Source organism: Pseudomonas sp. 20P_3.2_Bac5, assembly GCF_025466035.1.
GTDB lineage: Bacteria > Pseudomonadota > Gammaproteobacteria > Pseudomonadales > Pseudomonadaceae > Aquipseudomonas.
The window spans coordinates 107,722-119,530 of sequence record NZ_JANLOA010000043.1; the positions used below are offsets into that span (position 1 = coordinate 107,722).

At 61.9% G+C, this 11,809-nt stretch carries 11 protein-coding genes and 1 tRNA gene; 4 read left to right on the forward strand and 8 right to left on the reverse strand.

What is annotated here, in order from left to right:
- Positions 1-125: 125 nt before the first annotated feature.
- On the forward strand, positions 126-1,103 hold the full coding sequence (locus NTD88_RS07850) for a GGDEF domain-containing protein (protein ID WP_095159439.1): 978 nt from the start codon (positions 126-128) through the stop codon (positions 1,101-1,103).
- Positions 1,104-1,595: 492 nt separating this feature from the next.
- Here NTD88_RS07850 and NTD88_RS07855 read toward each other — a convergent pair whose 3' ends face one another.
- From NTD88_RS07855 to gabD, 3 genes are all read right to left on the reverse strand, one after another.
- Positions 1,596-2,807 (reverse strand): response regulator, encoded by a 1,212-nt coding sequence (locus tag NTD88_RS07855; protein WP_095159438.1) that lies wholly within the window; start codon positions 2,805-2,807, stop codon positions 1,596-1,598.
- Between the two features lie 136 nt (positions 2,808-2,943).
- Positions 2,944-4,221, reverse strand: coding sequence for a 4-aminobutyrate--2-oxoglutarate transaminase (gene gabT, locus NTD88_RS07860; RefSeq protein ID WP_262153894.1), 1,278 nt, complete (start codon positions 4,219-4,221; stop codon positions 2,944-2,946).
- Positions 4,222-4,399: 178 nt separating this feature from the next.
- Positions 4,400-5,842, reverse strand: coding sequence for an NADP-dependent succinate-semialdehyde dehydrogenase (gene gabD / locus NTD88_RS07865; protein ID WP_095159436.1), 1,443 nt, complete (start codon positions 5,840-5,842; stop codon positions 4,400-4,402).
- A gap of 354 nt (positions 5,843-6,196) precedes the next feature.
- Here gabD and NTD88_RS07870 point away from each other — a divergent pair.
- Positions 6,197-6,273 (forward strand) — tRNA-Arg (locus NTD88_RS07870).
- A 94-nt stretch (positions 6,274-6,367) separates the two neighbouring features.
- On the opposite strand, the gene NTD88_RS07875 is transcribed toward NTD88_RS07870, so the two are convergent.
- Both NTD88_RS07875 and NTD88_RS07880 read right to left on the reverse strand, forming a co-directional pair.
- Positions 6,368-6,937 (reverse strand): hypothetical protein, encoded by a 570-nt coding sequence (locus NTD88_RS07875; protein ID WP_262153895.1) that lies wholly within the window; start codon positions 6,935-6,937, stop codon positions 6,368-6,370.
- A gap of 49 nt (positions 6,938-6,986) precedes the next feature.
- Entirely contained in the window at positions 6,987-7,895 is a 909-nt protein-coding gene (locus NTD88_RS07880; RefSeq protein WP_262153896.1) for a hypothetical protein, read from the reverse strand.
- Positions 7,896-8,128: 233 nt separating this feature from the next.
- Here NTD88_RS07880 and NTD88_RS07885 point away from each other — a divergent pair, with 233 nt between their 5' ends.
- Together NTD88_RS07885 and NTD88_RS07890 are read left to right on the forward strand one after the other, a co-directional pair.
- On the forward strand, positions 8,129-9,988 hold the full coding sequence (locus NTD88_RS07885; protein WP_262153897.1) for a DUF3857 domain-containing transglutaminase family protein: 1,860 nt from the start codon (positions 8,129-8,131) through the stop codon (positions 9,986-9,988).
- 148 nt (positions 9,989-10,136) lie between these two features.
- Complete coding sequence (locus NTD88_RS07890) at positions 10,137-10,577, forward strand: CBS domain-containing protein (protein WP_095159432.1); 441 nt, start codon at positions 10,137-10,139, stop codon at positions 10,575-10,577.
- 7 nt (positions 10,578-10,584) lie between these two features.
- Here the strand turns inward: NTD88_RS07890 and NTD88_RS07895 are convergent, their stop codons facing one another.
- From NTD88_RS07895 to NTD88_RS07905, 3 genes are all read right to left on the reverse strand, one after another.
- Positions 10,585-11,223, reverse strand: a complete 639-nt coding sequence (locus NTD88_RS07895) for an NADH:ubiquinone oxidoreductase subunit N (RefSeq protein ID WP_095159431.1) — start codon at positions 11,221-11,223, stop codon at positions 10,585-10,587.
- 65 nt (positions 11,224-11,288) lie between these two features.
- Positions 11,289-11,528, reverse strand: a complete 240-nt coding sequence (locus NTD88_RS07900) for a DUF2789 domain-containing protein (RefSeq protein WP_095159430.1) — start codon at positions 11,526-11,528, stop codon at positions 11,289-11,291.
- Between the two features lie 90 nt (positions 11,529-11,618).
- Positions 11,619-11,809: hypothetical protein (locus NTD88_RS07905; RefSeq protein ID WP_262153898.1), on the reverse strand; the 191-nt coding region annotated here is incomplete at its 5' end.

Consider the following 11,809-nt stretch of genomic DNA (forward strand, 5'->3'; position numbering starts at 1 on the left):
CCCCGCCAGCGGGCGCTCCGCCTGGAACTTCCCCCCTTCATTTCGCTCTTACCAACATGTCGCCCGCCAGCCTGGCGGGTCGGGTCGTGGCCGCACGTCCCCGCCTTACAAGAAGTACTGCGAACATGGTCAATAGCACCCCACCGTTCAATCCGCCTCCCGAGGCGGCTCAGGTTTTGCTGGCGCTCATGCATGCTCAGGGCGAAGTCGCCCGCCTGAGCGAGCGCGAGCAACTGATCAGCTCCCTGCTCGACAGCGTCAACGCCATTCTCTGGGCCTTCGACTGGGAATCCCGGCAGATGCTCTACGTCAGCCCGGCCTACGAGCGCATCTTCGGCCGTCCCGCGAACCTGCTGCTGGCCGACTACAACCAGTGGCGCGACAGCATCTACCCCGACGACCTGGACTACGCCGAACGCAGCCTCGCCGAGGTGCTGGTCAAGGGCGCGGTAGAAGATCGCGAGTACCGCATCATCGCCGCCGACGGCCAGGTGCGCTGGCTCAGCGACAAATGCTTCATCAACCAGCAGGCCGACGGCCAGCGGCTGATCGTGGTGGGCATGGCCGAGGACATCACCGAGAAGAAACTGCTCGAAGGCGAGCTGCAACGCCTGGCCACCACCGATGTGCTGACCCAGAGCAGCAACCGCCGGCACTTCTTCGACTGCGCCGGCCAGGCCTTCGATAAGGCCCGTCAGGATGGTGCGCCGCTGTCGTTTCTGCTGCTGGACATCGATGACTTCAAGCAGGTCAACGACACCTACGGCCACCCCGAGGGTGATCAAGTCTTGCAGCGCATCGCCGACAGCGGCAAGGCGGCGCTACGCCGGGGCGACCTGTTCGGGCGGATTGGTGGCGAGGAGTTCGCGGCGGTGTTCCCGGGTTGTACGCCAGAGCTGGCGATGCAGGTGGCGCAGCGGCTGCAGCGGGAGATTCAGCGGCTGAGTTTCAGCCATGAAGGGCACACGTACGGCGTGACGGTCAGTCAGGGACTGACCGGCATGATCGAGGACGATGAAGTGCTCGATAACCTGTTTGCCCGGGCGGATGCGGCGATGTATGAGGCCAAGCGCAAGGGCAAGAATCAGATCGTTTTGGGGTGATTTCAATGGCCTCATCGCTGCATGGGGTATCTATCCATCTCGGAATTGTGTGGCGACCACGAGTTGCCTGTCAGAGGATCTGGCCATGGCCACCAAGTGCTACGCGATAGCTCTTCAGCGCTCTCAAGATCGAGCGCCGCGCGGGCGGCGCATCGCGAGCAAGCTCGCTCCTACAGACAGAGGTTTGCAACGTGCCTATGTCTGTCAGGCCATGGTTGGCCGCCTTGTTTGTACGACGCGGTATCGAGTCGACCTAAACAGCTTCCCCGCGACTCATCGCCAAACGCCAAGGGCGGACAACACCTCTCTGGCAGGCCATGGCACGTTGCAACACATGTAGGAGCGAGCTTGTCGGGGCGCCGAACCGTCGCGATGCGCCGCGCGGGCGGCGCTCGATCTCAAGGACGCTGAAGACATATCGGCTGACACATGGCAGCCACGACTTGACCATGAACTGTGTAGATATCTATGCAGCGATGAGGCCCTGAAACCTCACACCTTCCGCAACCGCTCCAACTCCGCCCGCCCCACTTTCAGCAACCGCGCCGTCTTCCCCGCCGCCAGCTCATCCAGCCCCTCTTCCGGCGCCAACCGCGCCAGTTGCCCGGCGAGGTTCATCACCAGGTCTTCGCGGGAATACACGCCACCGCCCAACTGGTACACCGCTGCGATCAACTCACGCAACTCCAGCGGCAAGCGCCAGCGCGTGCGCAGCGCCGAGCCGTAGCCCGCGCCGGATTGGCTCAGCGACAGTTCGATTTCATTTTCGTCCAGCTCGCCACCCGCCAGGCGCCACTCCTGCAGGCAACGCAGCAGCGCCAAGTCGCCCAGGCAATGCAGCAAGCCGGCGCAGTAGCAGCGCTCCAGGTCGAGTTCGAGCATTTGTGCCAGAGTCCGGCCGTACTCCGCCGTGCGCAGCGACAGGTTCCAGTACTGCTCGGCATAACGCGCCAGCACCGGGTCGCTGAGACGGGCGCTGCGCTTGAGCGCGAGGCCAAGGATGAGGTTCATGCTCTGGGTGGTCCCCAGCTTGTTCAGCGCCTGCAGCAGGGTCTGCACGGCGCCCTCGCGGTGCAGCGCGGCGCTGTTGGCGGCGGCGATCAGCACGGCGGTGATTTGCGGATCGGAACGCACTTCTTCTTCCAGAACCCGCAGGTCCAGCCCCTGCGGATTAAGCGCGCGCTTGATCGCCTGCTGCACATCGGCGAACAACGGGCCACCATCGGCGGTAGCGCGGTGTTCTTCGATAAAGCGCGCCAGCGTCAGCCCCGCGCGCAGCGGCGGCACTTCGCAGGAGACCGCCTCGCCGAGCTTGAGCAGTTGCTCTTCAAGGCGCTGGCGCAGCGAGTCGAGGTTCAGCGGTTTGCTCAGGTAGGCCGTGGGTGCCAGCGGCAGGGCTTCGCGCACGCTGGCCACGTCGGCACGGCTACTGATGAGGATGAACGGCAGCACCGGCGTCCGCGGTCGCGATCGGACCTTGCGCAGCAGGTCGAGGCCGTCGAGGCCCGGCAGTTCACGCGCAGCGATGATCAGGTCCGGTTGCCCGGTCAGTCCTTCCAGCGCTTCGTTGCCATTGGCGCAGACCTTCACCTTGGCGTCACAGCGCACACTCAGCAGCATTTGCGTGAGCATGTCGCGCACCCACGGATCACCTTCGGCAATCAACACCTTGGGTGCAGCAGCGGGTGGATCTACAGCAGTCATCAGGTTCTCCTTACAGCCATCACACGCAGTCCGGTGCACCTTCCAAGGTGTCTCCTATGGAAACCTTAGCGCTCAACCTGTTCCCTGGGACGAAAAAAAACCCGCCGAAGCGGGTTTTTTTCTAGCGGATCACAGTTTACGCGAGTTCAGCGAAGCACTCTTCGATGATCGCCAGACCTTTGTCCAGCAGCGCGTCTTCAGCGGTCAGCGGAACCAGGATACGCAGGACGTTACCGTAGGTGCCGCAGGACAGCAGGATCAGACCCTTCTCGCGACCCTTGGCCACAACCTGGGCAACGGCGGCAGCGTTCGGGGTGTGAGTGCCTTTCTCGAAGACTTCAACAGCGATCATCGAGCCCAGGGCACGGACGTCACCGATGATCGGGTGCTTGGCCTGGATTTGCTTCAGACCGGCAACCAGACGCTCGCCAACAGCCTGGCTGCGCTCCAGCAGTTTCTCTTCTTCGAACACTTCCAGAACGGCCAGGGCCGCGGCGCACGCAACCGGCGAACCGGCGTAGGTGCCGCCCAGGCCGCCCGGGGCGATGGCGTCCATGTACTCGGCCTTGCCGCACACACCGGCCAGCGGGAAGCCGCCAGCGATGGATTTGGCGAAGGTGGTCAGGTCAGGCGCAACGCCCATCTGTTCCATGGCGAAGAAGGTGCCGGTACGGCCAGCGCCGGTTTGTACTTCGTCGGCGATCAGCAGGATGCCGTGCTGGTCGCACAGGGCGCGCAGACGCTTCATCAGCTCTTTCGGAGCAGGCAGGAAACCGCCTTCGCCCTGAACTGGCTCGATGATGATTGCGGCGATGTCACGTGGCTCGGCGTCGTTCTTGAAGATGCGCTCGATGGAAGCGATCGACTCGTCGATGCTCACGCCGTGCAGCTCGTTCGGGAACTGGGCGCGGAAGATGCCGCCTGGCATCAGGCCCATGCCTGCGGAGTAAGGCACGACTTTACCGGTCAGGCCCAGGGTCATCATGGTGCGACCGTGGTAGCCGCCGGTGAAGGCGATGATGCCAGCGCGGCCAGTGGCAGCACGGGCGATCTTCACGGCGTTTTCAACGGCTTCGGAGCCGGTGGTGACCAGCAGGGTCTTCTTGTCGAAGTCGCCTGGAACGCGGGCGTTGATTTTCTCGCACAGCTCGACGTACGGCTCGTAGGCCAGTACCTGGAAGCAGGTGTGAGTCAGCTTCTTGAGCTGGGCTTCAACGGCAGCGATGACTTTCGGGTGCAGGTGACCGGTGTTCAGTACCGCGATGCCGCCGGCGAAGTCGATGAACTCGCGGCCTTCAACGTCGGTAACGATGGCGTTCTTCGCGCTTTCAGCGAAGATCGGGTGGATCTGGCCAACACCGCGTGGAACAGCGGCGACACGACGTTGCATCAGGGATTCGTTGGTCTTGCTCATAAAGTCCTCAATTCGCCAGCGTGGTGGCGAGATTCAAGATGGCGCCGGTATTCAACTGCAGTCAGCATTCGTTGATCGACTGCTGCAGGGGCCCGGTGGCCGGATGTATCTATGTAAAAAAGGCCAGCGAGGCGTCGCTCTCGCGCCCCGCTGGCAGAGGTAAAGCCTTAACCGTGGATCAGACGCTGATGCACAGGTATTTGATTTCGAGGTAGTCCTCGATGCCGTACTTGGAACCTTCACGGCCCAGGCCCGACGCCTTGATCCCGCCGAATGGCGCGACTTCGTTGGAGATCAGGCCAGTGTTGATGCCGACCATGCCGTATTCCAGCGCTTCAGCAACACGGAACACACGGCTCATGTCACGGGCGTAGAAGTACGAAGCCAGACCGAATTCGGTGTCGTTGGACATGGCGATGACTTCGGCCTCGTCCTTGAAGCGGAACAGCGGCGCCAGTGGGCCGAAGGTCTCTTCTTTAGCGACAGCAGCGGTCTTCGGCACGTCGATCAGGATGGTCGGCTCGAAGAAGTTGCCTTCGATCAGTTTGCCGCCGGACAGCACCTTGGCACCTTTGGAAACGGCGTCTTCGATGTGTTCCTGAACCTTGGCAACAGCCTTGCCATCGATCAGCGGGCCGGTGGTGGTGCCCTCTTCCAGACCGTTACCGATCTTCAGCTTGGCGACCGCGGCTTTCAGCTTCTCGGCGAAGGCCTCGTAGACACCGTCCTGCACGTAAATGCGGTTGGCGCAGACGCAGGTCTGACCGTTGTTGCGGTACTTGGAAATGATCGCGCCTTCGACGGCCTTATCCAGGTCCGCGTCGTCGAACACGATGAACGGCGCGTTGCCGCCCAGTTCCAGGGAAACTTTTTTGATGTCCTTGGCGCATTCCTGCATCAGTTGGCGACCGATTTCGGTCGAACCGGTGAAGGACAGCTTGCGCACCAGCGAGTTGCCGGTCAGCTCGGAACCGACTTCGCCAGCGCTGCCGGTGATCACGCTCAGCACGCCAGCCGGGATACCGGCACGGGTAGCCAGCTCGACCAGAGCCAGAGCGGAGTAAGGAGTCTGCGAAGCAGGCTTGAGGACCATGGTGCAGCCAGCGGCCAGGGCCGGGCCGGCTTTACGGGTGATCATCGCTGCCGGGAAGTTCCACGGAGTGATGGCTGCGGTGACACCGATTGGCTGCTTGATAACGATCAGGCGCTTGTCTGGCTGGTGGCCAGGAATGACATCACCGTAGACGCGCTTGGCTTCTTCGGCGAACCACTCGATGAAGGAAGCGGCGTAGGCGATTTCGCCCTTGGCTTCGGCCAGCGGCTTGCCTTGTTCGGTGGTCATCAGACGAGCCAGGTCGTCCTGGTTCTCGATCATCAGTTCGAACCAGCGGCGCAGCTTGCCAGCGCGCTCTTTGGCGGTCAGTGCACGCCAGGCTGGCAGGGCCTTGTCGGCCGCTTCGATGGCGCGACGGGTTTCGGCGGCGCCCATTTTCGGCACGGTACCGATGACTTCACCGGTGGCCGGGTTGGTCACCTTGATGGTCTGGCCGTTGTCCGCATCCAGCCACTCACCGTTGATATAGGCTTGCTGGCGGAACAATTGGGCGTCTTTAAGCTGCATGTCGGCTTCCTTAACAGCACCGTGCTGGCACGGAGCGAATTATTGGATTTGAAAAAGGAGCCCGGAGAGGGCTGCCGTCAGGAATTCACACACCGGGCCGAAGCACGACACAAGCCACAGAGAAAAGCTCGTGTGTATCAGCACCAGACAAGAGCGTTTGAAATCTCGAACGAATCCTAGGAGTAACGAGGAAAAAGGACAATAGGGCGTTCGAAAAAAAGAACAAAATGCGACGAGTCGTGTCGTCCTTATTAAACAGACCGCCAGAGATAACCTTCATTCCGTGGGAAATACAGCACAGCGGTTCTGGCGATGGACGGCGCCCCGGCAGATGGGTATCATGGCGCCCGCGTTGCACTCGTAGCTCAGCTGGATAGAGTACTGCCCTCCGAAGGCAGGGGTCGTGGGTTCGAATCCCGCCGAGTGCGCCATCTACAGAAAAGGCCCCGTGAGCAATCACGGGGCCTTTTTCATTGCCGTTTTCCGAAGTACTCGACCGCATCACCGCCAGCCTGCCATGACGCATCAAAGCACAGGCTTGCTCTTCTGCTGCCACACCTCGCCGAACCCCTCGGTGCTGAAGGCCACGGTGTATTTGTCCAGCACCACCGGCACCAGCTTGTGGGTCATGAAGGCGTTGACGATAAATTGCTGGGCCGCCGGCGAGGTCGGCAGGTAAATGGACACCGGGTTGCCTTTTTCGTCGATCCGGCACTCATACAGCGCGCCGAGGGGCTGGCTGTTCACTTCGATCACGACGTTATCCACGACCCGCGGCTTGCCGCACGCGGCAAAGCGGCTGAACAGCATGCGGGCGCCACCTTCCGCGCTGTGGACCAAAGCGTTGTGGACCACGGTGTCTTTGTCCATGCCCTCGCTGTTGCTGAGCACCACGGAACTGTACGGCCGAGCCGGACTGAAGTCGGTGCTGAGCATGTAGCGATGGGCGCTGATCCCCAGTCTTGCCGCGACGTCCTTGCCCGCGCCTTCCTTGAGGTCGATCAGACCGCCCGCCTGGACGTTGGCGCAGAAGGTCGCGAGCAGCAGCGCGGCCGGCAGGCCGATGAGTTTTTTCAGGGTCGCTGGGTAAAACACGGGGTGGTCCTTGTGGTTTGAAATCATCTGTGACGTGTCGCGCTGCATTTCACTCGACCCGCTCGCCTTCGATCAGCCGGCCCTGCCGTGCGCCGTGTTGCGCCATATAGGCGGCGAGCTGCACCAGACGGTTGTCCAGCGCTTGCAACAGCCGGTTGCGGGTGGTCAGCACTTCTTTCTGGTTGAAGAAGCCCGGCTCCTCCAGGTAGATGCCGAACAACTGGTTGATCTGCGCCGGGTCGTTGATGACGAAGTTTTCTTCAGCGTTGTGGTTGTACAGCGCGACCATCTTGCCGACCTTGCTGTCCACCGGGTGCATGAACACCATGCTGACCTGCTGCCCCTCGCGAAGACGCAGGCGCGTGTTGTGCACCTGGAAGCACGATTCCTTGCCGTCTTCGTCATCACGGACCCAGAACTCATGCTCCTGCACGTTGCTGGAGCTGATATGGAAGGACGACGATCCGCCGCTCATCGAGCCGTAGCCGTTGGCGATGTAGCCGCTGCCGCCGCTGTGCGAGTGGCTGGCGTCGAGGTGGGTCTGGTTGCGCTTCTGGGTGTCGAGCACCTGGCCGTTGACTATGAAGAAGCTGAACTGGCGATCGAAGTGATTGAACGGCTCTTCGATGAAGTTCACGTCGTCGGGATTCAGGGTGATGTCGTACATGGTGCGGATCATTTCCGCGCGGGCCGCCTTGTCGAGCTTGGCCTGCTCGCGCAGCTCGGCGCGTTTGACCTTGGCATCGTCGATGGCCTTGAGCGCCTGGGCCTTGAGGATCGGCGTCTTTTCCTGGGCGTAGGCCGCGGCCTTGCCGCCGGCTTCCTTGAGGATCGGCGCCGCCTTCTGGCCGGCTTCCACCGCCATTTCCTTGGCCTTTTCCAGCGCCTGGGCAGCCTTGGCGGCCAGTTCGGGATTGGCGTCGATGGCCTTCTTCTTCAGGTCGTCCCACAGACTCATGGTTGTTGCTCCTTGCTCGATGTGCCGCGGCACGGGTGGCGGCCGGGAAATACTGGCAATTTAACCTGCGATGCGCGCAAGCGCGAAGGGTACGTGGCAAATGCGGTCATGGCCTCGTGACACATGAGCCACGAGGGGCAACATTCCATCACGGCCACCTTCTCAGGCAAAATCTCCTACAACTGATTCGCATTTCGTCTGTCAGTCCTGGAATTTTTGCAAGAAGGATCTCTATGAAGTGGTTCGTTTCACGCCCGGCACAGTGGCTGGGCCTGCTGGTTTGCCTGTTCACCTTGAACCTGGCCCACGCTGCCGAAGACGGCAACGACACCTCGATCACCGTGGAAAAAGACATCCGCACCACCCGCGTAGAAGCCGATGGCAGTTTCGACGTACGCCATGAGCAGGTTTACCTGATCAACGAAGAGCGTGCGATCAAGGCCCGCGCCCAGCAGTCCCTGTCCTACAACCGCACCCTGGAAACCCTCGATGTGGTCGAGGCGTACACCCAGAAGCCTGATGGCCGCAAAGTCGCGGTCACTGCCGAGCAGATCAAGGAACAACAGGAGCAGGCGTCGGCCGACGCGCCGATGTTCTTCGACAGCCTGGTCAAAGTGGTGATCTTCCCCGAGGTGGCGGTCGGCGATCGGCTGGTGCTGACCTACACGCGCCAGCGCAACACGGCGTTGTTCCCCGATCAGTTCGAGGAACTGGTATTCCCTGAACTGAGCCCGACCCAGCAACTGACCCTGATCTACGACCTCCCCGCCGGGCTCGCGCTGAACGCCGAAGCCAAGGGTTTCAAGGCATCGAGCCCGAAAGCCGAGGCCGGGCGCAAGGTCTACCGCTGGGACTACCAGCCCGCGAAGCAACCGCGCCGGGAGATCGGCTCAGTGGCCTACGCCGACTACGGCCAGTACCTGGCGGTGTCGACCTTCAAGGATTACGCCGCCTTCGCCCGGGCCTATGCGGCGCGGGCCAAGGTGGAAGTGACTCCGGCCATCGCCGAACTGGCAAAATCGCTCACCGCCAACGTCAGCGAGCCGCGGGCCAAGGCCCTGGTGCTGAGTGACTGGGTGCGCAAGAACATCCGCTACGTCGCCGTCTATATCGGTGCCGGCGGCGTGGTGCCGCATGCCGCCGATACCGTGCTGAGCAACCGCTATGGCGACTGCAAGGACCATGTCGCGCTGCTGCTGGCCCTGCTGGAGGCAGTGGATATCCACGGCACGCCGGCGCTGGTCAACCTCGGCACCGCCTACGTGTTGCCGAAAGTGCCGACCCTCGGGGTGATCAACCACAGCATTACCTACGTGCCGAGCCTGGACCTGTACCTGGACCCGACGATGAAAGCCATCGCCGCCGGTTTCCTGCCCGTGCCGGTGCTCGACAAACCCACCGTACTGACCGGTCCGGCCACCCTCGGCCACACCCCAGCGGTCCAGCCAAGCCTGGTGAAAAGCACCACCACCTTCAGCATCAACGACAGTGGCGCGGCGGACTTCAAGCATGACTCGACCATCCAGGGCTGGGCCGCCGAGCTGAACCGCTACGGCCTGCGCAACATGCCGGCGGCCGAGCGCGACATGCTCATGCAGCGCATCCTCAGCGCCTATGGCCAGTCCGGCAGCGGCTCCGTCGAGGGCAAGAAACTGGACAAGCAGGGCTACAACTTCGCGCTGACGATCACCGGCCATACCCGCAACCTGGTCAACCTGCCCGGCCCGATCGGCATGCCGACCCTGAGCAGCTTCACCGGCGGCATCGCGCAGAACGTGTTCGGCTTCGTCACCGAGAAGGAACGGAACCAGGCGTTCACCTGCATTTCGGGGGTGACCGAGGAAGTCGCCCGCTTCGAATTCCCGGCCCAGGTGGAAATCATCGCCACGCCCAAGCCGGTGTCGCTCAAGGCCGAGTACGTCGACTACAGCGCCGACTACCGCCGCGAGGGCAACACCGTGGTGGTCACCCGGCGCCTGGATTTCCACAACCCGGGAGCGCTCTGTTCGCCGGAGATGTTCCGCGCCTTGCAGCCGACGCTGGAAGCGATGATTCATGACCTGGGCAGCCAGGTGATCGTGCAGAAAAGTTGATCCAGCGGGGGTAAGGCGACGAAAAAACCGGCGATGACGCTTTTCAATCGGGTTCATGCCGTTTTCGGCCTTGCCCCCTTGCCCCGCGTGCACGATTCTTGAGGGTATCTGGCGTTCCTACACCCAACCCCCATGCAGAGGGCGCGCAATGAAAACCGTGGCACAGCTATTGAAGTTGAAGTCCCAGCACGTTCAGCAGGTCTACACCATCAAGCCTCACCAGACGGTGCTGGAAGCGCTGCTGGTGATGGCCGAGAAAAACGTCGGTGCGCTGCCGGTGGTCGAGGGCGGCAAGGTGGTGGGGATCGTCAGTGAGCGCGACTATGCGCGCAAGATGGTGCTCAAGGGCCGGTCTTCGGTCGGCACGGCGGTCAGCGAGATCATGAGTTCGCCGGTGATCACCGTGGATTCCCACCAGAATGTCGACACCTGCATGAACATGATGACCGACAGTCACCTGCGGCACTTGCCGGTGGTCGAGAACGGCGAGCTGCTCGGCCTGCTGTCGATCGGCGACCTGGTCAAGGAAGCCATCGCCGAACAGGCCGACCTGATTCGTCAGTTGGAGCAGTACATCCGCGGCGAGTGAGCGCCCTTCAGCGGTATTCGCCCTCCAGCTCGTCGAGCTGGTGGTCGAAGCTGCGCAACCGCGCCGACCAGGTGTACACCAGCACTTCCAGGTCGCGGTTGAGCACCGCGCCGCCGCGCCGCTGGCTCTGTTGCGAATCGCACAGGTCGAGCTGGTAGCGCTCGCGGGCCATGGCCGCCGCCACGCTGGACAGCTCGCGGGCATTGTTCAGCCAGTGGCGGTGGTGGTCGTGGATTTCCTGATCGAGTTCCTGGCACTGCGCCTTGAGGGCTTCCAGGCTGCGCTCGAGCGGCGTGCCTTCGAGTTCGCCCATGACTTCCTGGAAGGTCCGCCCAGGTTGCCAGTAACTCCCCCAAAAATAGCGATCGAACACGGTTTCGACCCGACGCAGCGCCACCTTGGTGTTCCAGATAGCGACCATCGTCCGGCCCTGTTCCAACTGGCGTCGGCGCACCTTGAGCAGTTGCCAGCGAATCCAGGCCAACGCGCTCAAGGCGAGGGCCGCAATCAGACCGGCGGATCCGTAGAGGAACTGCCGGGCCTGATCGAGCTGGTGGACTTCCCTGACCCCGTAGAAATAACCGGCGGTCAGCAGGCTCAGGGCTGTCACGGCAGCCCAGAAGCCAACGGCGTAGGGGTCTTTCATTGGCGCTGTCCCCTTGTTGTTTTTTTCTGAGCATAGCAACGCCAACTGGGGACATAGGGTGCCGCTCAGCGTTTATTTCTGAGGGCCTCGTTAAGCTGATCGACCATCACGATCCAATCGGAATCCTCAATGAACTGGTCCTTGAGAAAGGCCCTCTGCGAGGGCGTCCAGAACGGTGCATCCACCAGCTTGATTTCATTTTTGAGCGGCGAATGGCTGGTGATGAATTGATCGATGCCCTTGGGATCGTCGGGCAGGCCAAGCTGTTTGAACAACTCCGAGAATTTGTGGTTGGTCAATTCCATGGGGCACTCCTTGGGCTGGGGGGGTTAAGGGATTGATCGCCTTGGGGAGTGAAAGTTTAGGTCAGGGAATGGTCGGTGCTGTTTTGGGGCTCAGAGGATCTGGTTATGGCCACCAAGTGCTAGGCGATAGTTCTTCAGCGCTTTCAAGATTGAGCGCCGTCGGCGCATCGCGAGCAAGCTCGCTCCTACAGTGATTGCAACGTGCCATGGCCTGACAGACATAGGTACGTTGCAAACCTCGCAACGTGCCATGGCCTGAAAGACATAGGTACGTTGCAAAC

Excerpts from the sequence above, each read along its gene's own strand:
- NTD88_RS07880 (WP_262153896.1), bottom strand. The coding sequence starts at position 7,895 with ATGAGTCTGTGGGACGACCTGAAGAAGAAGGCCATCGACGCCAATCCC.
- NTD88_RS07895 (WP_095159431.1), bottom strand. The coding sequence starts at position 11,223 with ATGAAAGACCCCTACGCCGTTGGCTTCTGGGCTGCCGTGACAGCCCTG.
- NTD88_RS07850 (WP_095159439.1), top strand. The coding sequence starts at position 126 with ATGGTCAATAGCACCCCACCGTTCAATCCGCCTCCCGAGGCGGCTCAG.
- gabT (WP_262153894.1), bottom strand. The coding sequence starts at position 4,221 with ATGAGCAAGACCAACGAATCCCTGATGCAACGTCGTGTCGCCGCTGTT.
- NTD88_RS07855 (WP_095159438.1), bottom strand. The coding sequence starts at position 2,807 with ATGACTGCTGTAGATCCACCCGCTGCTGCACCCAAGGTGTTGATTGCC.
- gabD (WP_095159436.1), bottom strand. The coding sequence starts at position 5,842 with ATGCAGCTTAAAGACGCCCAATTGTTCCGCCAGCAAGCCTATATCAAC.
- NTD88_RS07885 (WP_262153897.1), top strand. The coding sequence starts at position 8,129 with ATGAAGTGGTTCGTTTCACGCCCGGCACAGTGGCTGGGCCTGCTGGTT.
- NTD88_RS07900 (WP_095159430.1), bottom strand. The coding sequence starts at position 11,528 with ATGGAATTGACCAACCACAAATTCTCGGAGTTGTTCAAACAGCTTGGC.
- NTD88_RS07890 (WP_095159432.1), top strand. The coding sequence starts at position 10,137 with ATGAAAACCGTGGCACAGCTATTGAAGTTGAAGTCCCAGCACGTTCAG.